Source organism: Bacteroides sp. M10, assembly GCF_014334015.1.
Lineage (GTDB): Bacteria > Bacteroidota > Bacteroidia > Bacteroidales > Bacteroidaceae > Bacteroides > Bacteroides intestinigallinarum.
On record NZ_CP060488.1, the window covers coordinates 4221619 to 4246518 of the forward strand.

General features: G+C 42.5%; 16 protein-coding genes and 1 pseudogene. 8 read left to right on the forward strand and 9 right to left on the reverse strand.

From position 1 onward, the window contains the following. Positions 1–39 precede the first annotated feature (39 nt). Genes H8796_RS15055 through H8796_RS15065 form a run of 3 tightly spaced genes read right to left on the reverse strand, consistent with a single transcriptional unit; the run spans position 40 to position 5633 of the window. Positions 40–2196 (reverse strand): S46 family peptidase, encoded by a 2157-nt coding sequence (locus H8796_RS15055; RefSeq protein WP_117937922.1) that lies wholly within the window; start codon positions 2194–2196, stop codon positions 40–42. Beyond that, entirely contained in the window at positions 2197–4356 is a 2160-nt protein-coding gene (locus tag H8796_RS15060; protein ID WP_187343823.1) for a S46 family peptidase, read from the reverse strand. It abuts the gene before it with no gap. A gap of 32 nt (positions 4357–4388) precedes the next feature. Beyond that, positions 4389–5633 (reverse strand): anaerobic sulfatase-maturation protein, encoded by a 1245-nt coding sequence (locus H8796_RS15065; protein WP_117937926.1) that lies wholly within the window; start codon positions 5631–5633, stop codon positions 4389–4391. A 157-nt stretch (positions 5634–5790) separates the two neighbouring features. Between H8796_RS15065 and H8796_RS15070 the strand changes: the two genes are divergently transcribed. From H8796_RS15070 to H8796_RS15080, 3 genes are all read left to right on the forward strand, one after another. Continuing rightward, positions 5791–6525: a DUF4369 domain-containing protein gene (locus H8796_RS15070; protein WP_117937928.1), complete on the forward strand. Its 735-nt coding sequence runs from the start codon at positions 5791–5793 to the stop codon at positions 6523–6525. Between the two features lie 42 nt (positions 6526–6567). Next, a complete protein-coding gene (locus H8796_RS15075) occupies positions 6568–8322 on the forward strand; it encodes a tetratricopeptide repeat protein (RefSeq protein ID WP_117937942.1) in 1755 nt (584 codons plus the stop codon). Positions 8323–8487: 165 nt separating this feature from the next. Beyond that, a complete protein-coding gene (locus tag H8796_RS15080; RefSeq protein WP_117937944.1) occupies positions 8488–8964 on the forward strand; it encodes a polysaccharide deacetylase in 477 nt (158 codons plus the stop codon). 98 nt (positions 8965–9062) lie between these two features. Here the strand turns inward: H8796_RS15080 and H8796_RS15085 are convergent, their stop codons facing one another. Further along, positions 9063–9821, reverse strand: a complete 759-nt coding sequence (locus H8796_RS15085) for a 1-acyl-sn-glycerol-3-phosphate acyltransferase (protein WP_004297350.1) — start codon at positions 9819–9821, stop codon at positions 9063–9065. Between the two features lie 120 nt (positions 9822–9941). Between H8796_RS15085 and H8796_RS15090 the strand changes: the two genes are divergently transcribed. From H8796_RS15090 to H8796_RS25650, 3 genes and pseudogenes are all read left to right on the forward strand, one after another. Further along, complete coding sequence (locus tag H8796_RS15090) at positions 9942–11195, forward strand: exonuclease SbcCD subunit D C-terminal domain-containing protein (RefSeq protein ID WP_117937930.1); 1254 nt, start codon at positions 9942–9944, stop codon at positions 11193–11195. Beyond that, on the forward strand, positions 11192–14059 hold the full coding sequence (locus tag H8796_RS15095) for an AAA family ATPase (RefSeq protein WP_117937932.1): 2868 nt from the start codon (positions 11192–11194) through the stop codon (positions 14057–14059). The genes H8796_RS15090 and H8796_RS15095 overlap by 4 nt, the downstream gene beginning before the upstream one ends. A gap of 509 nt (positions 14060–14568) precedes the next feature. Beyond that, positions 14569–14613: pseudogene (locus tag H8796_RS25650) on the forward strand (hypothetical protein); the annotation flags it as partial. Positions 14614–14685: 72 nt separating this feature from the next. On the opposite strand, the gene H8796_RS15105 reads toward H8796_RS25650, so the two are convergent. From H8796_RS15105 to H8796_RS15120, 4 genes are all read right to left on the reverse strand, one after another. After that, positions 14686–15198 carry an RNA polymerase sigma factor gene (locus tag H8796_RS15105; RefSeq protein WP_117937934.1) on the reverse strand — a complete coding sequence of 171 codons (513 nt, stop codon included), beginning with the start codon at positions 15196–15198 and terminating at the stop codon, positions 14686–14688. A 68-nt stretch (positions 15199–15266) separates the two neighbouring features. After that, positions 15267–16169, reverse strand: coding sequence for a vitamin B12 dependent-methionine synthase activation domain-containing protein (locus H8796_RS15110; protein WP_117937936.1), 903 nt, complete (start codon positions 16167–16169; stop codon positions 15267–15269). A 168-nt stretch (positions 16170–16337) separates the two neighbouring features. Then, positions 16338–17678: a dihydroorotase gene (locus H8796_RS15115; RefSeq protein ID WP_117937938.1), complete on the reverse strand. Its 1341-nt coding sequence runs from the start codon at positions 17676–17678 to the stop codon at positions 16338–16340. After that, the gene (locus tag H8796_RS15120) at positions 17675–18418 is read right to left on the reverse strand and encodes a polyprenol monophosphomannose synthase (protein ID WP_004306020.1); all 744 of its coding nucleotides are present in this window, start codon (positions 18416–18418) and stop codon (positions 17675–17677) included. Before H8796_RS15120 ends, H8796_RS15115 begins: the two co-directional genes overlap by 4 nt. 186 nt (positions 18419–18604) lie before the next feature. Here H8796_RS15120 and mfd point away from each other — a divergent pair, with 186 nt between their 5' ends. Then, the gene (mfd, locus tag H8796_RS15125; RefSeq protein ID WP_117938078.1) at positions 18605–21979 is read left to right on the forward strand and encodes a transcription-repair coupling factor; all 3375 of its coding nucleotides are present in this window, start codon (positions 18605–18607) and stop codon (positions 21977–21979) included. A 128-nt stretch (positions 21980–22107) separates the two neighbouring features. Then, entirely contained in the window at positions 22108–22923 is an 816-nt protein-coding gene (locus H8796_RS15130) for a hypothetical protein (RefSeq protein ID WP_117938076.1), read from the forward strand. Positions 22924–22994: 71 nt separating this feature from the next. Here the strand turns inward: H8796_RS15130 and H8796_RS15135 are convergent, their stop codons facing one another. After that, the gene (locus H8796_RS15135) at positions 22995–24854 is read right to left on the reverse strand and encodes a YgiQ family radical SAM protein (protein ID WP_117938074.1); all 1860 of its coding nucleotides are present in this window, start codon (positions 24852–24854) and stop codon (positions 22995–22997) included. Positions 24855–24900: the final 46 nt, after the last annotated feature.

Sequence of the window (24900 nt, forward strand, 5' to 3'; positions counted from 1 at the left end):
GGCATCATATTTCTCAATTTTTAATTCTCAACTTTCAATTTACTCAATGCTAAGTTCGTCGATGATATGAGAGGCTCCTGCGTATTTATCGATGATAAACAAGGTATAACGGATGTCAACACAAGCGGCTCGCTGCGATGAAGGACGGAAAGCGATGTCTCCTGTTAAGCCTTCAAAGTTGCGGTCGAAGGCAGTTCCAACTAGCTGACCTTTGCTGTTAAATACCGGGCTGCCGGAGTTTCCTCCTGTATTGTCGGTGTTTACGATAAAGCAGACAGGCATTTCACCGTTTTTGCCATAACGTCCATAATCCTGGGATTTATATAACTCTTTTAGCTTTTGAGGCACTACGAATTCCCAGTTTCCCTGATCTTCTTTTTCCATCACACCTTTGAGGGTGGTATGAGCGTCATAAACCACACCGTCAGCCGGTTCATAAGAAAGCACCTGGCCGTATGTCAACCGTAAAGTAGAGTTCGCATCCGGATAAATCGGCATTCCTTTTTCCTGTCTCATGTCCATCATGCCTTTCACCCATACTTTATGAGCTGCGTCATAGTTCTGATTGGCTTCTTTCATGGCAATGGCTGTTTTCAGAATTCCGTCGGTAACAGAATATTTGAATAATACCATCCAGTCATATCCTATTTTATACAAACTTGGTTTCTTGATAAACTTCTCAAAGTTTTTAGGATTGCCGAAAATGGAATGTTCGAAACAGGCATCAACGAAGGCGTCAATACTTCCCTTGAAACGAGAATTGATGATTTCGAAGATGTTGATTCGTTGTTCTGCCGGAATGTAGTTGGCATAAGTTTTCAGCATTTCTTTGGCTACCATCCGTTCTACGTCCGGGAAGGGGACAGAAGCAAAATACTTATCACCTTCTTTCTTCAGTTTTAGTTTTGCTTCTTTTATCTGCTCCTTATCTTTCGATTTCAGAGCGGTAACCAATTCTGTCGTGGAAGGGATACGCATAAAATCAAGGGCGGTGACCAATGCTTCATTGATAGCTTGCTGATGATATAGCGCATCGCGTCGGTGAGATACAATAGAGCGAATTTCATCAAAGGCTTTCTGATACGAATCATCTCCCTTTTCACGGCCACGGGCTAATAGTTCTTCTTGCTGTGCACGTTTGGTATCCAGTACATTGAGGCGTATCAGTCCTTCATTCATGCCGATTGCATTTTTCCAATAATTGGCCGAAGAAGCATATTTGCTTGCATAATGAATACGCACTGCCGGATCTTTCAGCATTTGCTCCATAAGTACTTTCTGACGGGCTCCGCGTACATGCTGGCGCATGAAATTGGTCGTTTGCATCCGTTCTTCCACTTCGTCGGCAATCATATACCGCCAGTTACGTCCGGGGAATCCCATGACAAAGGTGAAATCTCCTTCCTGAACTCCGGCGAGGCTGATCTTCAGATGTTTCTTCACTTGCAGAGGAACGTTGTCTTTAGAATATTCTGCCGGTTTTCCATTCTTGTCCGCGTAAATACGGAAGAGAGAAAAGTCGCCTGTGTGACGAGGCCACATCCAGTTGTCGGTATCAGCTCCGAATTTACCGATGGAAGAAGGAGGAGCCCCTACCATACGAATATCACTGTATACTGTTTTGATGAACAGATAATATTTGTTTCCTCCATAAAAAGCCTTGAGCTCCAGCTTTGTTGCAGGAGTTATTTCTATATTCTCCGCTTTGGCAAAACGTTCTGCTACGTTACCAAGATAACTTGGAGATAGATAATTAACACTATCCGGGTCCGGATCTTTTTTCAGTTGTTCGTTGACGTAATCCGTCACATCGAGAATCCGGTCGATAAAAGTGACGGTCAATCCCGGAGTAGGGAGTTCCGCATCACGGTTCATAGCCCAGAAACCATCTGTCAGATAGTCATGTTCTACATTACTATGTTGCTGGATAGCTCCATAACCACAGTGATGGTTAGTCAGTACCAGTCCTTCGGAAGAGATAACTTCTCCCGTACATCCTCCTCCGAAGTGTACAACAGCGTCTTTTAGAGAAAGACCATTTGCGTTGTATACTTCCTCTATCGGAATTTCGAGGCCAAGTTCGCGCATGGCAACAGCGTTCTGTGCTTTCAGATCGGTTAGCATCCACATGCCTTCGTCGGCGTGGATGCTAAGAGTTGCCAGTGAAAATAGGACAAATAGGATTTGTTTTCTCATTTATTCTACGATTGTCATTTCATTGATTAGGTGTCCGCAGTTTCCTAACTTTTCCAGAATGAACAGGACATAACGGATATCCAGGTTAATACAACGTTGCAGGTTATTGTCGAAATTGATGTCACCGCTTAATGATTCCCAGTTGCCATCAAAAGCACAACCGATCAGCTCTCCGTTTTCATTCAGTACCGGGCTACCGGAGTTACCACCGGTGATGTCGTTGGTCGACAGGAAGCAGACAGGCATATCACCATTTGGCAAAGCGTAACGGCCATAATCTTTCTTTTCAATCAGTTCCTTCAGTTTGGCAGGTACAACGAATTCACGGTCTTCCGGATTTTCTTTTTCAAGGATTCCCTTAGTGGTCGTATAGTAGTTGTAGTGTACGCCGTCTTTCGGATCATAAGGTTTCACATTACCATAGGTCAGACGAATGGTAAAGTTTGCATCCGGATAAGAAGGTACAGGCAACTTCATTTCACCCAGACCACGGATATAAGTTTTGTGCAGCAAAGCCAGTTCCTGATCCATATCCTTGAGTTGGGAAGTCAATGTATCCATCAAGTCGTATTTAGACTGACAGTATTGCAGTGCCAAATCATTGTCAATCGCTTTCACTGAAGGCTTCTTTGTAAACTTCTCGAAGTTTGCCCGGTTGGCAAAAATAGAGTTGTCATACATATCATCAACAAATTTGTTATAATCGCCTTTATATTTCTGCTCAATAACTTTATAAATAGAAGGACGTTGGTTTGCCGGAATCATTTCAGCATATAAGGGGAACAAGGCTTTCGCTACCTTGCGGTCTACTTCATGATCGTAATCTTTGTTATGGATGCTTTCGTAAGTGCTTTCCAAGGCTTTCATGCGTGCTTCGATTACAGAATCGTTTTTCTCAAGCAATGCTTCGCGTGTTTTAGCCAACATAATATTACCAAATTCGATAGCTCCGAAGAAAGTCTCTCTCAAACAGGTGTACTGATAGTTGAGAGGAGTTGTCTTAGCTACCAGGTCATCAATATTCTTCACTACTGCTGCATATTCAACATTGTTTTGTGCTTTTGCAAACTCTGCGAATTTGGCTTCTTGTGCAGCTTTTGTTCCCAATACATCATTATCGATGATGGCTTTATTCATGCCGATGGAGTTTTTCCAATAGTTGCTGGAACCTGCATACTTGTTTGCATACTGAATACGGATTTTGTCACTGGCATTCATTACCTCTTTCAGGACAGCCAAACGTGCACCACGAATACGGATACGTGGATCGTTCTCCGATTCCATACGTTCTTTTACTTCTGATACAGTCAGGTAGCGGCTCGTACTTCCGGGGAATCCCATAATCATTGCATAATCTCCTTCTTTCAATCCTTTGATAGAGATAGACAAATGTTTCTTGGTTTTCAGTGGGACGTTGCTCTCGCTGTATTCTGCCGGTTCACCATTTGCATCTGCATAAATACGGAACATGGAAAAGTCGCCGGTATGACGCGGCCACATCCAGTTGTCTGTTTCACCACCAAACTTACCGATAGAAGAGGGTGGAGCGGCTACCATACGTACATCCGGATATATTTTCTTGTAGAAAAGATAGAATTTATTCCCGGCATAGAACGGAAGAGCTTGCGGAACAATTCCCTTTTTGTCTGCCAGGTCACTTTTAAAATAAAGATCATGAGCCAGCTTTTGAAGGAATATATTGCTGAATGATTCGGATTCGGTGATTTCTTTCGCCGCAATCTTGGCATTGACAATATCCGTAATATCTTCGATACGTTCGATAAATGTAAATTTCAGTCCCGGTGTAGGGAGCTCTTTGTCTCTGGAAGTAGCCCAGAAACCATCAGTCAGATAATCGTGCTCAACACTACTATGTTGCTGGATGGAGGCGTAGCCACAATGGTGATTGGTTAGAATCAAACCTTCGGGTGAGATAATTTCTCCGGTACACCCTCCTCCGAATATACCTACAGCATCTTTAAGAGAAATGCCATTCGGATTATATAGGTCTTGTGCTTCCAGTTTTAATCCCTGTTTTTTCATCATGTCTATGGAGTGTTGCTGTTGCATCAGTTGCAATAGCCACATACCCTCATCCGCTCTAACGGAACATACAAAAAGCGCGGTCAGCGCTAATAGATAAAGTCTTAATCTGTTCATTATTAAATGATAAAATTACAATATATGATTGGTTAGTATTCAATTTTTAAATCTCCGTTTTTCAGTGCTTCCATGATATTAGCAGGCGGGCGTTGATTCATCAGTTCGTTTTTCATAAAGTCCATGTAAGGAGCTACATGCTTAAAGAACTGATAATACCCTTTGCATAAGTAATTTAACCCCGGTTCGCCTTCAGCCGTTTGGCTGAAACGATTTTTCGGGCATTCTCCGTTGCAGGCAAACAGGAACTCACATTCCTTGCATTGAGTAGGGAGAGACTGATATTTCATGTTCCCGAAATTGTGCTGACGTTCGCTATGCATCATTTCCACCAGAGTTTTACTGTAAATGTTACCTAATTTATATTCGGGGAATACAAAGTGGTCGCAAGAATAAACATCTCCGTTGAATTCCATCACACCGGCATGACCACAGGTCTTTGCCATTGTGCATATACCAGGTTGTTCGCCCATCCAATTCGCCAAAGTCGAATCGAATATTTGTACGTAGTATTTGCCTACGTCTTCTTTCACCCATTCGTCGAAAAGAGTACAAAGGAAGTTACCCCATTGTTCCGGGGTGATCGAAAAATCAGCAAGAGTTCCGGCTTTATTTTCTGCAAGAGAAGCGAGGTGGCGACCGTCTTCATGTGAGAGAATACGTTCAACGATAGGAGCGAACTGGATATACTGGCAACCGATTTCTTTAAAGAAACGATAAAAGTCTAGTGGATAGTCGGCATTGAAGTCATTAATAACCGCCATCGCATTCCATTCCACCCCATGTTTTTTCAAAAGATTGATGCCTTGCATCACTTTCACAAAAGAGGGTTTTCTCATTTTGTTTTTACGATACTCGTCATGAAACTCCTGGGGACCATCGATAGAGACTCCTACCAGCCAATTATTTTCACGGAAGAACTCGCACCATTCGTCGGTGAGCATGGTTCCGTTGGTTTGGATGCAGTTGTCGATCGTTCGTCCGCGGGCATACTTTTTTTGTAGTTCCATTGCCTTTTTATAGAAGGAGAGCGGTCGCATCAGCGTTTCTCCTCCGTGCCAGGTGAAAAGTACCTGTGGCATGGTTTGTGAGTTAATGTACTCGTCGATAAACTTTTCCAGAAGTTCATCGCTCATTACGTGTTTCGGATTGTCTTTGTATAGGTTGGCCTTTTCCAAATAATAGCAGTAATCGCATGCTAGATTACATACGGCACCTACGGGCTTTACCATTACATAAAGCGGTTTGGCAAAAGGGGCAAATGTTGATGTTTTCATGACTGCAAAATTAGATAAACTAAATGAAAAAAAGAGCCTTACACCTATGTTTATAAGGATTATTAAAGAAAAGAGTCTTACAAGATTTAAATATTGATAAAATGTTTCTTTGAATTCTGAATCAGTTGTACCTTTGTACCCAGAATTTAATGAATAGATGAACGTGAATAAAATTTTGCCTTTTTTGCTTTTGCTTCCGTTTTTGGCTTCCTGCACCAGTAAGTACAAGATTGAAGGAACCTCTTCTGTGAATAGTCTGGATGGAAAGATGCTGTATCTTAAATCCCTTCGGGATGGAGAGTGGGTGAAGCTGGATTCTGCTGAAGTAGTGCATGGTCTGTTCTCAATGAAAGGGAAAATAGATTCCGTACAGATGGTGACACTTTATATGGATGAAGAAAGCATTATGCCGATTGTGCTGGAAAGTGGGAAGATAACAGTTACCATTAGCAATACGGACCTCAAGGTAGTCGGAACATCTTTAAATAATGCACTGTACGAGTTTATCAGCAAAAGAAACCAATTGGAAGAAAGCATTGGTGAACTGGAGCAGAAGGAAACTCGTATGGTACTGGATGGAGGCGATCTGGATGAAATTCACGGTCAGTTGGTGGTGGAAGGAGACTCACTGATGAAAGAAATGAATCAGTATGTGAAAACGTTCATCTCTGATAATTACGAAAATGTGTTGGGACCTAGTGTATTTATGATGCTCTGCAGCTCTTTGCCCTATCCTATTATGACTCCGCAGATTGATGATATAATCAAGGATGCTCCTTATTCTTTTAAAAATAATAAGCTGGTTAGAGAGTTCCTGTCTAAAGCAAGAGAAAACATGAAGTTGATAGAAGAACATCAACGATTGGAACAAAATGCTTCAACAAATAAGTAATACTTGAGTTTTTTTTGTATTTTTGTACAAAACTCAAGTAAAGTGAAAACGACTACTGTTTCGGTATACGCCGCTTTCTTTTTTATTTTAGTCTTATCGGTTTCTTGTCATAGAGATTCGGAGGTCCCTGATGCGGCATTCCAGAGGATCGAAATGTGCATGGAATCTCTTCCGGATACGGCTCTGTATCTATTAAAGTCAATACCTCATACTGAAAAATTGCGTGGAAAGTTGCAGGCGGATTATGCACTTTTATTGACGCAGGCAATGGATCAGAATTATGTGAAGTTTACTTCTGACTCATTGATTGCACTGGCGCTGAATTACTATACTGTAGAGCGTGGTGACTCTGTTATGCGTGCTAAAGCACAGTATTATTATGGAAGAGTACTGCGTGAATTGGATAAAGATGAAGAGGCTTTGACGTTTTTGTCTTCGGCAAAAGAAATGTTCGGGAAGATTCAATGTTGCAAGATGTTTGCAATGGCTACTGATGAGATAGGGATGATTGACCGGAAAAAGAAATTGTATCAGGAGTCGTTAGAGAATTTTCGGGAGTCGTATGCTATCTATAAAGAGTTGAAAGATTCTTTGGGGCTTGTCAGAGCCGGGCAAAATATAGGCCGGGCTTATTTGTTTCAGAATAAATGGGATAGCTGTTATTTCTATTATACTTATGCATTAGAACTAGCCAGGGAAAAACAGTATCCGTCTGAAGTTTCCATTTTACATGAGTTGGGGATACTGTATCGTTCTATGGGAGAACTGCAAAAGTCTGAACGCTATTTTCTTGCTGCTTATGAGAAAGAAACGGATGAAGAAAGGAAATACGTGGAGTGTATGTCTCTCGGCTATTTGTATATGCAGATGGGTGATGTGGAGAATGCCCGGAAATATTTTAAGATGAGTATCAATTCTTCTAAAGAATATACCCGTATTGACGCATATAACAATTTATACTTTCTTGAAAAAGATATTGATAATTTTGAAGAAGCGATTATCTACCATGAAAAAGCGGACTCTATCGTGAATGTATTGGATGAAGTCGATTCGCAGGAGTTGATAACAGAACTGCAAAAGCAGTACGAGAACGAGAAACTCCGGAATGATAATCTACAACTGAAAGTGGACCGTACAGTTTTTATATTTTGCGGTACGGTTATTTTCCTGATTGTGGCCTTCTATATGTGTTATTACTACTACAAAAGTAAAAATCACAGGAAGAAGATTGCCGAAATCGAATCCCAGATTAGAGATAATGAAGAGGAGATAAAGCGATACCAGCAGGAGATGGAAGAAATCCAGGAGTTGAAAGATCAAGTGCTGGAAGAGAACCGCATACTGGAAGAAAATCGAATGAAGGTAGGCGAGTTGAATGGAAAGATTGTACTTCTAAGTATGCAGAACAAAACCTTATCGGGACTGTTGAAAGAACTGGGAGGAGAATTAACTGTCGGACCCTCTTCTGAACAGTACATATCCGCTTTTCGTCTGCTGCTTGCTATCAAAGAGGGAACATTAAGAGGTAAATTGTCTAATGGAGAACGCTATAAATTGTTTAGCCTGTTTGATTTACTCTATTCTAATTACGTTACCCGGTTGCTTGACAAAACTCCTTTATTAACTAAACATGATCTTGAGATCTGTTGCTTTCTTAAATTTGGACTGACCAATGAAGAACTGGCACGTATTTTTCAGACCTCTTCCGATTCTGTTACCAAAGCAAAAGGAAGGCTGAAAGGCCGATTAGGCATTTCTCCACAAGAAGATTTGAATGTGTTTTTAAGGGATTTTTGATAAATAAAAAATGAATTGTCCGGGTCATTAATAGAACGCTAATCTGTATTTTATTGAAATGTAGGTGTTTACGGAAAATCAGGCGCGCTGATTTTGTCCGGGTGACTTTTTTTGTGTTTTCGGATGCATGCTGTACTTTTGACACAACAAAAACCAAATAGCTATATGAAAAATCCTAATGAATTATCTGCCGCCTCTTCTTTAAGAGGTGACGAATTGCAGTTAATAGAACAAAAAGCCAGCATTGTTGTCGGAATAGCTAATTCTCGCACGAGGTTAAGGATAGGAGTTCTATTAAGTAAATATTCAGAGTATCAGGTGGATTATATATCCTCCGAGAGTGAGATCGGTAAACTGATTGAAGAAGCCGACTTGATTATTGGTGCGGGGGTTACCGCTTATGAAGGGGTATTGCGCCGAAAACCGGTGATTGTAGTGGGTGATTATGGCTTGGGAGGTCTGGTTACTCCGGATACATTTCGCAAGCATTATAACAATCGGTTTAGAGGGAAGATTAATGGCGTCAGAAATGAATCTTTCTCATTAGAGAATTTAGAAAAGGAGATTTATAAAAGTTTTAATTTGACTTTTCAAGAATTACAAATGATGTCAAACCAAACCATAACCTTGCAAAACATCTAAATATCTGAATTTCTTAATTTAATAGTTTGATGCATAAAACTGGTTAGGAATATGGGGGTGCGTGAGCATCCCCATATTTATATAAGATTATGTACTGACTATCGGTCTTGATCTTCGTTTTTCACCATTCCCTTGTATTGTTCCGGCAGGGCGCTTTCAACCGCAGCGTAGGCCTCTGCCATGGTTGCCTTGATATTTTCCATTCCTTTCCCTTTGGGAGGAATAGGTTCATGAATAGTCAGAATCATGCGATGACGGTGTATCCATTTGCCTGTGCGTGGCAGAATTTCGAATGAGCCGTCAATGGTGACGGGTACAACCGCCAACTGTAAATCATCTGCCAACTGGAAAGCGCCTTTCTTAAAGTATCCCATGTGTCCTGTAAATGTACGCGCTCCTTCAGGAAAGACAACGAGAGAAACCCCATCTTTCAATGAGTCTTTTGCCTGTCGGATTGTTTCCAATACTTTTTTAGGGCCGGATCTGTCTACAAAGATATGTCCTGCACTCTCACAGGCTTTTCCTACAAATGGCAGCTTGCGCAGGCTTTTTTTCATCATCCACTTAAAGTTTCTTCCTATGAAGCCGTAAATAAGGAAAATATCAAATGAACCCTGATGGTTAGGTACGAAAATATAGGAAGTTTTGTCATGCAACTTTTCACGTCCCTCAATCTTCACGGGAATCAACAGAAACAGACAAATTAATTGTGACCAAATCTTCCCCGGATAATATCCCCAGATGTGGGCTCCTCCCAAGAGAGAACCTACAATAGTGACGATTGCCGTGAGGATGGTCAACACTAATAAAATAGGCAAAGCGATGCAAATCTGATAAATATAATACAGTATCTTCATAGGGTTGGATTTTTATCCTGCAAATATACATGATTATTGGTAAAAAAGAGAGGCAGATGTGATATAATCTTTTTGATTGTGTTATTTTTGCCTCTTGTTATTAGAGATAGTTACAAAATTATGATACGTATATTACATACTGCCGACTGGCATCTGGGACAAACCTTTTTTGGTTATGATCGCACGGAAGAACATGAAGTATTCCTGAATTGGCTGGCAGAAGAAATTCGTCAGAAAGAGATTGATGCATTGATTATAGCCGGAGATGTTTTTGATGTTTCCAACCCTTCCGCTGCATCCCAAAGCATGTATTATCAGTTTATTTATCGGGTGACAGCGGAGAATCCGTATTTGCAGATTGTCATTGTTGCCGGCAACCATGATTCGGCAGCACGCCTGGAAGCTCCTTTGCCTCTGTTGCAAGCTATGCGGACGGAAGTCAGAGGGGTAGTTCGCAAGCTTGAAGGCGGAGAAATCGATTATGACCATTTGACTGTGGAACTGAAGAACCGGAAAGGGGAAGTGGAATTGCTTTGCATGGCAGTTCCTTTTCTGCGTCAGGGAGATTATCCGGCCGTGCAAACGGAAGGCAATCCGTATGCGGAGGGAGTTCGCGAACTTTATGCACAACTTTTGCAAAGGCTATGGAAGCGAAGGACGGAGAATCAGGCGATTCTTGCCATCGGTCATTTGCAGGCTACAGGATCGGAGATTGCAGAGAAGGATTATAGCGAGCGTACCGTGATTGGTGGGTTGGAGTGCGTATCTCCGGAAGCTTTTTCCGAACAGATAGCTTATACGGCATTGGGACATATACATAAAGCGCAGCGAGTGTCCGGAAGAGAGAATGTACGGTATGCCGGAAGCCCCATTCCGATGTCTTTTGCCGAGAAACATTATCATCATGGAGTCGTGATGGTGACTTTCGACGGAGGTTGTGCCGTGGACATTGAACGGTTAGAATGCCCGAAATTAATACCTTTGGTGAGTGTCCCGAACGGAGAACCTGTTTCACCGGAAGCTATCTTGGAAGCCTTGAAGGAACTACCCGAGACAGAAGCCGTAGCCCCATATCTGGAAGTAAAGGTATTGTTAGAGGAACCGGAACCCATGCTTCGACAGGAGATTGAAGATGCACTGGCAAATAAAAATTATCGGTTGGCGCGTATTGTTTCTACCTATCGTACTGAAACTGGAAATACGACGAAAGAAAATGAAAACTGGAAGAGGGGGTTGCAGGAAATGTCTCCCTTACAGATTGCACAGTCTGCCTTTGAGAAGATTTATCAGGTGGAAATGCCTGTAGAACTGACAGGTTTGTTTGAAGAGGCCTATTTGGCTGCTACCCGTAAAGAAGAGGAGGAAGGAGAATGAAAATACTAGCTATACGATTGAAGAATCTGACCTCGATAGAAGGAACGGTAGAAGTGGATTTTAGGACAGAACCATTACATTCTGCAGGTATCTTTGCCATTTCAGGACCTACCGGTGCAGGTAAGTCTACTTTATTAGATGCCTTATGCCTGGCATTGTATGATAAGGCTCCCCGTTTCGCTACTTCAGTGGAAAATGTGAACTTGGCAGATGTGGGAGACAATCAGATTAATCAGTCTGATGTTAGAAATTTGCTGCGCCGGGGGACAAGTGATGGTTATGCGGAAGTCGATTTTTTAGGTATTGACGGACGGCGTTACCGTTCTCGTTGGTCGGTGAGGCGGACAAGAAACAAGATAAACGGTTCTTTGCAGCCACAAACGCTGGAAGTGAAAGAACTGGATACGGAGAAAGAATTTCAAGGTACCAAGAAAGAGTTGTTGATTCAGTTGGTGGAGTTGGTTGGCCTGACGTATGAACAGTTCACCCGTACAGTATTATTGGCACAAAATGATTTTGCTACATTTCTGAAATCAAAAGGGGCGGCAAAAGCAGAATTACTGGAGAAGTTGACAGGAACCGGCGTGTATTCCCGGATTTCTCAAGAGGTCTATGCCCGGAATAAGGCGGCACAAGAAGAGGTGACCTTGATTCAGAATCGAATGAATGTGATCGAATTGATGCCGGAAGAAGAGCTGCTTGCTCTGCAAAAAGAGAAAGAACTATCGACTGAAAAGCGTGCATTAGGGATTAAACTGCTGGCAGAACAGAATGAACAACTGAATGTGGTTCGTTCATTAAAAATACAGGAAGAACTTTGGAAGAAAAAGCAGCAGGAAGAACAGGAGGAACAGGCTAGGGAGAAAGTACTGCAGGGTGCATTGGCTTCCCAAGAGGAAGGATTGGTGCATTTTAAGGCACAATGGGAGGCCATACAGCCGGACTTGAAGAAAGCACGTCAATTGGATGTACAGATACAGTCTCAACAAAGCAGCTATATACAGTCGCAGCAGATTTTACAAGCGGCTAACAGGCAGGTGGCGGAGCAGGAACAAAAAATGCGAGTGGCTGCGGAACAATTACAGGTGTCTTATTCTTCTCTGAACCGCTTATTAAGCCATGTAGGGATAGAAGAAGCACTGCAACTTGAACAGGTGGAAGAGATTCTACGGCAAGAAGAAAGCAAACTGGCTGCCGCTACAAGTACGAATGAGGAACGTTTATTGCGCTTAAATTCTTTCGGATATCCGTTATTGGCCGAAGAACAGGTGAAGTTGCAAAAAGAGTTGACTCGTCAGCAGAATATCCGGCAATTAACGGAAACGCAGACGAAAGCAAAGACGGAAATAGAAAGACTGGAGAAAGAAGTGGCCGATTGTCTGAAACAATTGACGGAGCAAGAAACCGCATTGAAAGTTACTCAACGTCTTTACGAAAATGCACGTATGGCAGTGGGAAAAGACGTGAAAGCATTGCGCCGGCAATTACAGGAAGGGGAGGCTTGTCCGGTTTGCGGTAGCACAGCGCATCCTTATCATCAGGAACAGGAGGTGGTAGATACTCTTTTCCGGAGTATAGAGCAGGAGTATAATGTAGCATCAACCAACTATCAGCAGATGAATAACCGGAGCATTGCTCTGCAACGTGATTTGGCGCATCAAAAAACGGTGGACGGACAGATCGCGGAACAGTTGGCAGCATTATATAAAGCAGGGATTGAAGCCGGAAACGAAGAGCAAATACAACACCGTTTGGCGGAACTGGCAGAACGTATTTTGGAATATCGCAATCTTTATGCAGAATGGCAGCGCGGCGATGAAGAAATTAAAAAGATGCGTGCACATTGTGAAGCCCTCCGTGAGAATGTTTCTCTCTGTCGTTTGGCTATGCAGAAAGTATCGTCTGCCAAAGAACAGCTGGTAATCTTACAGAATGCTGCTTCGGCCGAACTAAAGAGATTTGAAGTGATAGAGAAAGCGCTGAATGTGCTTCGTCAGGAACGTTCGCAGCTATTGAAAGGAAAAAGTGCGGATGAAGCGGAAGCTGCCGTAGCAAAAAGAGAGAAAGAACTGAATCTCGCTTTGGAGAAAGCACGTAAAGAAGTAGAGGCGGTACACAACCGGCTTTCCGGTTTGCAAGGAGAGATGAAGCAAATTGCACTGGCTATAGGAGAGTTGCAAGAACAGTATAAAAAGATAGAGTCTCCCGAACTGCTTCCCGAAATAATAAAGAAGCAACAGGAAGAAAACCTGAATATAGAACGTGCCCTTTCTACTATGGAAGCCCGCCTGCTACAACAAGCAAAGAATAAACTGACTGTGGAACAGATTGCGAAGGAACTGGCAGAGAAACAAACTGTTGCCGAACGTTGGGCAAAATTGAATAAACTGATTGGCAGTGCGGATGGAGCGAAATTTAAAGTGATTGCTCAAAGTTATACTTTGAATTTGTTGTTGCTTCATGCCAATAAACATTTATCCTATCTCTCTAAACGCTATAAGCTGCAACAGGTACCCGATACGTTGGCACTTCAGGTAATAGATTGCGATATGTGTGATGAAATACGGACCGTGTACTCTCTTTCAGGAGGTGAATCGTTCCTGATTTCTTTGGCACTGGCTTTAGGTTTGTCTTCCTTGTCAAGTAATAATCTGAAAGTTGAATCTCTTTTTATTGATGAAGGTTTCGGCTCTTTGGATGCGGAAAGTTTGCGTACAGCCATGGAAGCATTGGAGCAATTACAGATGCAGGGACGGAAAATAGGAGTCATCTCTCATGTGCAGGAGATGAGTGAACGGATTTCTGTTCAGGTGCAGGTACATAAAAAAGTGAATGGAAAAAGCGTGCTTACCGTGGTGGGGTAAGCACACTCCTTACTACTTAGTATGAATTATTCAGGTTAGATTCTTTTACATTAATTCGTTCAGTTCGCTTAAATTCTTTTTGATTTCGTGGATACGATTTAAGAACTTCTTGCGGTAAATCCATAAGATCAATCCCAGTCCTCCGCCCCATAACAGGATGAAGAAAGCGATCATCCCCATTCCATATTGCCACACTTGCCAGTAGATAAATGAAAGTATAGCCAGGACCAGGAGAAAGGCAATAGCAATCAATCGTTCCCTGATGGTCCATCGATGGATACGGTTCACGCGGCTGATTACTTCTACCAAAGGCATCTCGTCTATTTGTGTCCGTTGGAGGAAACGGGTGGTGACGATATCCCAGCAAAGGGCAGGAATCCATGCGAAAATGATAATGATATAGATCGGGTTCAATCTGTTGTGCAACAGTACCTCTGCTAAAAATAAGATCAGTATCGGCAGAGAAATCAGAATAAGCTTGATGTTCAGTCTGGCAATGGCATGGATACCTTTGTCCGCATGCCTTATCAGCTTTTCAAGCTCTTCTTCTTTGATGAACTCTTTGTCTTTCAAGTGTTCATCCAGGGCATTCCAAGATTTTTTCAGTTCTTCCAGTTCCATATATCTTATTCCTCCTTTTTCATTCTTTTAAGTTTGTCTTTGATGCGACTTAGTTTGGTCGCTACATTGGTAACCGTCAGTCCGGTGATTTCTGCTATTTCCTCGTAACTTTTGTCTTCGAGATAAAGCAGGATAATTGATTTGTCGAGTTGTCCCAGTTGGTTAATCATCTGATAGAGCTGTTTCAGCATTTCGTTGATCGGGTCGTGTGCTTCTATGGCCCAGTCGGTATCTCTGGTGAGGCTGACTATTTCCGGCACATTCTTTTCTTTACGATAGAAGCTGATACAGGTGTTGAGGGCAATACGGTAAATCCAGGTGGAAACCTTACATTCTTTTCTGAATTTGGGATAGGCTTTCCAAAGGTTTAATACCACGTCCTGATACAGATCATTGAGAGGAGCATTGGGATTGGCATACAGATAGCATACCTTATAGATCACTCGTTCATATTCGCGGATCACCGACAAAAACTCTTGCTCAATAGGGGCGCTGACCTCTGTTGTTTGTTCTCTCATGGAATCTATGATTACTTTTCTGGTTAGTTAGTCGTGAGAAAAGGAGAAAAATCACAGGAGAATAGGGGCTATTGGAGATTAGCTGCCAGAAACTTACACATTTCTTCGATACTTTTTCCCCGACGGCGGGCATAATCTTCTAATTGGTCTTCTCCAATCTTTCCGATGGAGAAGTATTCGGAGGCCGGGTGTGAGAACATAAGCCCGCAAACAGAAGCGTGCGGGTACATAGCTCCGTTTTCGGTCAGCGAAATGCCTATCTGCTTCATATCCAACAGTTCATCCAACAGGAAGTTGACAGATTGATCCGGTAAAGACGGGTAGCCGACAGCAGGGCGAATGCCTTGATACTTTTCGACCAGTAAGTCCGCTATGCCTAAATTCTCGTCTTTGGCATATCCCCACGCTTCTTTGCGCACATATTCATGCATCTTTTCTGTTGCTGCTTCTGCCAGTCGGTCGGAGAGGGTTTGGACAAGCAGGTGTTTATAAGGGTCCTGTTCGTACAATCCTTCCATGTCTGCATCAATGGAAGAGGCAAAAGCACCGATGGTATCCGGGATATCGGAAGAGATCGGGCGGATAAAGTCACTTAGACAAAGAAAAGGACTACCGTCTCTTTTCGGCGTTTGCTGGCGCAGTAAAGGAAAAGTGATGAACCGGTCTTTTTCTTTCTCAATAATCAGGTTATCCCCGTCAGAGTTTGCCTTGCAAAGCTTGAAGATGGTCTTTACTTCATAATCCCGGTCGAGCAGATCGAGCATCCGATTGGCTTCTTTGAATAGCTGCATTGCTTCGGAAGCCTTATTACGCTCTTCTTCGGGGAAAGTTGTCAGCCACGAAGCACGGCAGGCATCACATCCGTGAATGTTGGCGATGGCTGCAAAACGCGGTTGGAAACCCCATGCGTGGAAAAAGTAAATCCAGTTGATGTAGGGAGTGACTGTATGTATTTTATAAGATAAAATCATAAATTATGCAATTAAATAGGAGTTTAATGGCGGCAACGTAGTGCCAGGCAAGATTTTCTTCAGGATATTGATGTTCTTAGGCACGGATTACACGGATTACGCTGTTGTTTTATATAGTCATATTTCTAAAAACCGTGAAATCCGTGTAATCCGTGCCTGAAATATTATTTATCGCTCAAAGAACAATTCCTGTCCGCGATAAGTCTCGTCTATTTCTCCGTTGTTATATAACAGATGTCCGTTTACAAATGTTTTCTCTACTTTCCAGTCGAATGTGTGTCCCTCTAATGGACTCCATTTGCATTTGCTTAAAATACAATCGGTTGTTACCGTCCATTCGCTTCCGGGACGGACTAATACCAAGTCAGCCTGATAGCCTTTGCGAATGAATCCTCTGTTTTGTATTTCATACATCTGCGCAGGGGCATGAGCCATCTTTTCTACTACTTTTTCGATAGTAAACACTCCTTTTTCTGTCAACTCCAACATGCTGACGAGTGAGAACTGAATCATCGGCATTCCGGACATTGCTTTTAAGGCACCGCCTTCTTTTTCGCTAAGTAAATGTGGGGCATGATCTGTGGCAATAGCATCAATCAAACCGCTATTGACAGCCTCTCGCAAAGCTTTCCGGTCTTGCGCTGTCTTAATGGCAGGGTTGCATTTGATGCGGGCACCCAGTGTCTGATAGTCCTCTTCCGTAAAGAGTAGATGAGAAACACAGGCTTCTGCCGTGATCTTTTTTTGTACCAAAGGTACGTTAGAAAACAGGCTCAACTCTTTAGCTGTGGAAATATGCATGATGTGCAGGCGGGCGTTTGTCTCACGTGCCAACTGCACTGCCAGTTCGGATGAACGATAGCAAGCCTCTTCCGAACGAAGGAGCGGATGAAGAGCCAAAGGTACATCGTCTCCGTATTCTTTCTTATATTTATCCGTATTTTCTTTGATAATTCCCTGATCTTCGCAATGAGCAGCGATGAGCAGATCGGTTCCACCGAATATATTACGCAGACTGGCCATCCGGTCTACCAGCATATTGCCGGTGCTTGACCCCATAAATAACTTCACTCCACAAACCCGGTGTTTATCCAGTTGTGCAAACTGGGTATAGTTATTATTCGTTGCTCCGAAATAGCAGGAATAGTTGACTGCTGACTTTTCACCCAACAGAACAAATTTTTCCTCCAAAGCCTCCAATGTAGTAGTTTGCGGATTGGTATTGGGCATATCCATGATAGAGGTGACACCTCCAGCTGCCGCAGCACGACTTTCTGTGGTGATATCTGCCTTATGAGTCAGTCCGGGATCGCGGAAATGCACATGTTCGTCGATGGCACCCGGCAAAAGATAACACCCGGTTGCGTCTATTATCTCGTCGCAGGGGGCAGTTGCGTTTTCTTCACCAACCAATATTTCGGCTATCTTTTCATTCTCGATTACTACTGAACCCAGAACTTTTCTTCCTTCGTTGACAATAACGGCGTTTTGAATCAGTGTACGTTTCATTTCTTTTGTGGGAATTTATGGAACCAACTATTTACTTTTAATTTTATCACACCAAATATGGCTTCTCCAAAGATGCTGCTATTCATTTTAGAAGTCCCTAATTCACGATTAATGAAGATAACGGGAACCTCGATAATTTTGAAACCACACTTGTAAGCAGTGAATTTCATTTCAATCTGAAAGGCATATCCTTTAAAGCGAATATGATCTAAATCGATCGTTTCCAATACCTGACGGCGGTAGCAAACAAATCCGGCAGTGGTGTCATGTACAGGTATTCCGGTGATAAACCGCACATATTTAGAGGCGAAGTATGACATCAATACCCGTCCCATCGGCCAATTCACTACATTCACTCCGCTGACATAACGGGAACCGATAGATACATCTCCTCCTTGTTCCGAACAAGCCTGATACAAACGGGGTAAATCATTCGGATTATGACTGAAGTCTGCATCCATTTCAAAAATATACTCGTATGCGTGTTCCAGTGCCCATTTAAATCCGGTAATGTAGGCAGTACCCAGTCCTAGTTTTCCTTTACGTTCTATCATAAAAAGCTGTTCGGGAAATTCTTGTTGCAGTTTTCTTACGATGGCTGCCGTCCCGTCCGGAGAGCCGTCTTCTATGACCAGAATATGGAATACTTGGGGAAGGCCGAAAACGGCACGGATGATATTTTCTATGTTTTCCCGTTCATTATAGGTGGGGATAATTACAATGCTATCCGATGTCTGCATATAGATACTATAAAATTTAGAAACAAAAGTAGTTCTTTTTCCTTTAGTTATAGCTGAACTAAGGAAAATTTAACGTGTTTCATGCCCCATGCGGGATAAGACGGCAGATACCTTATTATAATACTTCTGTTCTTTGGGTGTATACTCCCAATCTTTTTTGTAATTTTGCGGGGAAATTTTATAGGTATGACAATAACTGAGTTGCAACAACAATATGCTGCCCATCCCAATATGGCAGTAATGAAGCGCTTGTTGAAGGACACTTCCGTTCAGACTGTTTTTTGCGGAGGACTGTGTGCATCCGCCGCTTCTCTTTTTTCTTCTGTACTGGTGCAAGAGGGTGGTTGCCCGTTTGTATTTATTTTAGGTGATCTTGAAGAAGCCGGATATTTCTATCACGACTTGACGCAGATATTGGGTACGGAAAGAGTTTTGTTCTTTCCATCTTCATTCCGTCGCTCCATCAAGTATGGACAAAAAGATGCGGCCAATGAGATTTTGCGCACAGAAGTACTTAGCCGCTTACAAAAGGGGGAAGAGGGATTATGTATCGTTACGTACCCGGATGCATTGGCGGAGAAAGTGGTGTCGCGCAAGGAATTGAGTAATAAAACGCTGAAGTTGAATGTAGGAGAGAAAGTGGATACCACTTTCATCACCGATGTGTTGCATAGTTATGGTTTTGAATATGTAGACTACGTATATGAGCCGGGACAATATGCTGTTCGCGGTAGTATTATCGACGTTTTCTCTTTTGCTTCGGAATATCCTTATCGCATCGATTTCTTTGGTGATGAAGTGGAAAGTGTTCGTACCTTTGAAGTGGAGTCTCAATTATCCCGTGAGAAGAAAGATGGAGTGTCTATTGTTCCCGATTTGGCGGTGACAGGTGATGTAACGACTTCTTTTCTGGATTTCATCCCGAAAGAGACTACCTTGGCGATGCGCGATTTTCTTTGGTTGCGCGAGCGAATCCAGGTGGTACACGATGAGGCGCTGACTCCACAGGCAATAGCCGTTCAGGAGGCCGAAGAGAATGGTGGCATTACATTGGAAGGGAAATTGATAGACGGCAGTGAGTTTACTGTACGGGCACTCGATTTCCGCCGGTTGGAATTTGGTAACAAACCGACCGGAACGCCTAATGCCAGCGTTACTTTCAATACATCTGCCCAGCCTATCTTTCATAAGAATTTTGATCTGGTAGCTTCTTCTTTCAAGGATTATCTGGAAAAAGGCTATTCGCTATCTATCTGCAGTGACAGCATGAAGCAAACAGATCGTATCAAAGCTATTTTTGAAGATCGGGGTGATAAGATTAATTTTACTCCCGTAGAACGTACCATTCACGAAGGTTTTGTAGATAACACACTGCGACTCTGTATTTTCACAGATCATCAGTTGTTTGATCGTTTTCATAAATATAATCTGAAAAGTGATAAAGCCCGTTCGGGAAAAGTGGCACTATCCTTGAAAGAACTGAATCAGTTCACTCCGGGAGACTATGTGGTGCATACGGATCATGGTATCGGACGTTTTTCCGGCTTGGTACGTATTCCGAATGGTGATACTACGCAAGAGGTTTTGAAACTGGTGTTTCAAAATGAAGATGTGGTGTTCGTCTCTATTCATTCCCTGCATAAGGTTTCCAAATATAAAGGTAAAGAAGGAGAGGCTCCCCGGCTTAACAAATTAGGTACAGGTGCATGGGAGAAACTGAAAGAACGTACAAAGAGTAAAATCAAGGATATTGCCCGCGATTTGATAAAATTGTATTCGCAGCGTCGTCAGGAAAAAGGTTTCTCTTACAGTCCCGATAGTTTCTTGCAGCGTGAGCTGGAAGCATCTTTTATTTATGAAGATACACCGGATCAGAGCAAGGCGACGATTGATGTCAAGGCAGATATGGAAAGTGACCGTCCGATGGATCGTCTGGTCTGCGGAGATGTAGGATTTGGAAAAACCGAGATAGCGATACGTGCGGCTTTCAAAGCCGTTGCCGATAATAAACAAGTAGCCGTTCTGGTTCCGACAACAGTACTTGCTTACCAGCATTTTCAGACTTTCCGTGAGCGTTTGAAAGGATTACCGTGCCGGGTGGAATATTTAAGTCGCGCACGTACTGCCGCACAGACCAAAGCTGTATTGAAGGGATTGAAAGATGGAGATGTCGGTATTCTGATAGGTACCCACCGTATCTTGGGAAAAGATGTCCAGTTTAAAGACTTGGGATTGTTGATTGTGGACGAAGAACAGAAATTTGGAGTCTCTGTCAAAGAAAAGCTGCGTCAGTTGAAAGTGAATGTGGATACACTGACTATGACTGCTACTCCAATTCCCCGCACCCTTCAATTTTCATTGATGGGTGCACGCGACTTGAGTGTGATTTCTACTCCGCCACCCAACCGCTATCCGATTCAGACCGAAGTGCATACTTTTAATGAAGAAGTGATAACGGATGCCATCAATTTTGAGATGAGCCGCAACGGTCAAGTCTTCTTTGTCAATAACCGGATTGCGAACTTGCCGGAATTGAAAGCGATGATCGAACGTCATATCCCGGATTGTCGTGTAGCAATTGGACATGGACAGATGGAACCGACAGAGCTGGAGAAGATTATTCTGGATTTTGTCAACTACGACTATGATGTACTCTTGGCAACTACAATCATCGAAAGTGGTATTGATATTCCGAATGCCAACACTATCATTATCAATCAGGCGCAAAACTTTGGATTGAGTGATCTCCATCAGATGCGTGGACGGGTAGGACGTAGTAATAAGAAAGCTTTTTGTTATCTGCTGGCTCCTCCGTTAGGTAGTTTGACAGCCGAAGGAAGACGACGTCTTCAAGCAATTGAAAACTTTAGTGATTTGGGAAGTGGTATTCATATCGCCATGCAGGATTTGGATATTCGTGGAGCCGGAAATCTGCTTGGAGCCGAACAAAGCGGATTTGTTGCTGATTTGGGATATGAGACATATCAGAAAATTCTTACTGAAGCTGTCCATGAGTTAAAGACAGACGAGTTTGCTGAACTGTATGCGGATGAAATCAAGGGCGAAGGACAAATTAGTGGAGAAGAGTTTGTAGACGAGTGTCAGGTAGAAAGCGACCTCGAACTATTGTTGCCTGCCAACTACGTAACAGGCAGCAGCGAACGTATGTTGCTCTATCGTGAACTGGATGGACTGACATTGGACAAAGATGTGGAAGCTTTCCGTGCTCGCTTGGAAGACCGCTTCGGACCGGTTCCCCGGGAAACGGAAGAACTACTCCGTATTGTGCCTCTACGCCGTCTTGCAGCCCGTTTGGGTGCAGAGAAAATCTTCCTGAAAGGTGGGCGGATGACCTTGTTCTTTGTTTCCAATCCGGATAGTCCGTTCTATCAAAGTAAGGCTTTTGGTAAAGTGATAGACTATATGATGAAATATACCCGTCGTTGTGATTTGCGTGAACAGAACGGCAGACGGAGTATGCTGATTAAGGATGTTACTAATGTGGAAACGGCAGTCAGTGTGTTGCAGGAGATTGTGGCTTTGCCGGTAAAGGAAGCATAGAAGGTGCTGATTTGTAAATAATTGGATCCGTGTTAGGTTTTTTGATAGAAAATACTTATCTTTGAATTTATAGCCGTGAATGTAAAGCAAGAGTGGATAAGAGCCATTTATATCTAAAAACAAGGGACATGAAAAACATAATAACATTGATCATTATACTTTCATCATGGTTGACTGTATATTCACAAGTAAATTATACACAAGCTGAACTGAAGCTAAAGTGTGATTCTATAATAGAGGAAAGTAATACATTATATCGATATGAAATGGCTGCTTGGAATTTCACGGATATATTTGTTACTAAACCGGATATAATGGAAACCATACAGAGTTATCTGGTTTATCAGCAAGGGGATACTATAAAATGTATTGTTATTGATAATCAGGCTCAATGCACGTATGAAGCTTCTTTTCTTTATGAAACGGTTCCTTGCGCAGAAGTTAAAGCTTGTAGGAGTTTATCCGAATATGAAGTACGTTTGATTGAGGCTAAGAAGAAAATACAAAGTGCCTTTGATGACGATAAAAAATATCCTGTGTATGGCTATAAGGACTTTCCTCTAAACTGGATTCTCATCCCATTTAAGGACGGATATAAGTTATATGCTATTTCAGGTACAAGCAAGACACGTGTTATTCCATTCGGCAATGATTACTTATTTATTGCTAACAAAAAGGGGGAGATACAATCCTGGAAGAAATTCCATTCCGGGCTGCTTCCGGTGGAAACTACAGATGAAGTTCCGATGATTAATTTCCCTATTCATTCGCATTTGAAACAAGAGCCTTTTATCTCGGCTACTGATATATGTACATTTAGATTATATTATAATCAAACAGGAAGTACAAAATTTGCTGTATATTCTCCTGCCCTTTCTATCTATTTTATCTATAAGATAGCTACGAATACCATCACTCCGACGAAAGATCTTGATATCCAGTAACCATCTGTTTTCTAAAAGATGTATTCTATCATTTCCTCATAAGAAGCTCTATGTCTTATGAGGAGAAAAGGTTATTTCTTTTTTCCGTATAACTTGTCTATCAAATCTGAACGTCCGATACGTCTCAACTCATTGATGATGTTTTTTCGTTCTTCCGGTTTATACCAAAAAAAGAACTGTCGTTGTGCAAGTTTCTCCCGTTGGGTTTTGGCACTGAATATCGGTTCTAGCGTGTATGGATGGAATCCGCTATACCAGGCTTCGGTAGCCACTGTCATCGGAGTAGGGGTGAAGTCCTGCACTTGCTCCAGATGGAAGTCCAGACGTTTAGTGATAACGGCAAGTTCCGCCATATCTTCTTCGTTGCATCCGGGATGCGAAGAGATAAAATATGGAATCAGTTGTTGACGCAGATTTTCTTCCCGGTTAATGCGGTCGAATATTTTTTTGAATGTTTCAAATTGCTCAAAAGAAGGTTTGCGCATTACGGATAATACCCGGTCACTGGTATGCTCCGGAGCTACTTTTAACCGGCCACTCACATGATTGACTATCAATTCACGGGTATATTCGGCAGTGCTACGGTTGATAGCTTCATCTTTGCTTTGATGAAGTAACAGGTCATAGCGTACACCGCTACCGATAAACGATTTTTTGATTCCGGGCAAGGTATCCACAGCATGGTAAATATCCAGTAAAGGGCGGTGATCGGTATTCAAATTCGGACAAACTTTCGGGTGAATACATGACGGTCGTTTGCATTTTTTGCAAATAGCTTCATCTTTCCCTTTCATCTGATACATATTAGCGGAAGGACCTCCCAAATCACTTAAATATCCCTTGAAATCGGGTAACTGAATAACTTCTTTTACCTCTTTCAATATAGACTCTTTGCTTCGGCTGACAATAAACTTTCCCTGATGGGCGGAAATGGTACAGAATGCACAGCCACCAAAACATCCTCGGTGAATGTTGATGGAAAATTTAATCATATCGTATGCCGGAATCCGTTTTCCTTTGTATTTTGGATGAGGCAGGCGGGTATATGGTAAATCAAACGAATGATCGAGGTCTTTCTGACTCATCGGAGGATAGGGAGGATTGACTACAACTATCTTATTTCCTACTGCTTGTGTGATTCGTGAAGCCGAATATTTGTTGGATTCTTCTTCGATATGTCGGAAATTACTAGCCTGTTTCTTTTTATCTGCCAAACATTCTTCGTGTGAATAAAGTTGAAGGTCATCTTCGGCAGATATCCATTCTGTTGCACGACAAAGATAGGCTGTCTGGGGCACAGACCCGATAATCGTTTTGAATTTGCTGCTTGTCAGTACAGGTTCTTCAGTGGTGAGCAGACTTTTCATATTCTTCACCAGATCTGCAAGAGGTTTTTCCCCCATTCCGTAAATGAGTAGATCTGCTCCGCTGTCGCACAAAATACTCTTTTGTACTTTGTCCTGCCAATAATCGTAATGACTCAATCGCCTTAAACTAGCTTCGATTCCTCCAATGACTACCGGAACATCCGGAAAAAGTTTCTTTAGTATCTGGCTATAAACTGTGGAAGGGTATTCCGGACGCATATCCGGTCGGCCGTCCGGAGTATAAGCATCTTCACTGCGTAGGCGTTTGTTGGCGGTATATTTATTAACCATCGAGTCCATGCATCCGCCGGAGATACCGAAGAATAGCCGTGGACGCCCCAACTTCTTGAAGTCACGCAGGTCGTCACGCCAGTTAGGTTGGGGAACGATGGCTATTTTCAAACCTTCCGCTTCGAGAATGCGTCCGATAACGGCAGCACCAAAAGAAGGATGATCCACATATGCATCAGCACTGAATAGAATGACATCCAATTCATTCCATCCTCGAAGTTCTACTTCTTTCTTAGTAGTGGGTAACCAGTCGGTCAATCGATATTCTTTCATGCTGCAAAGATAGTGATTTTCTCCCAATCCACTTCTTCTGCTATAA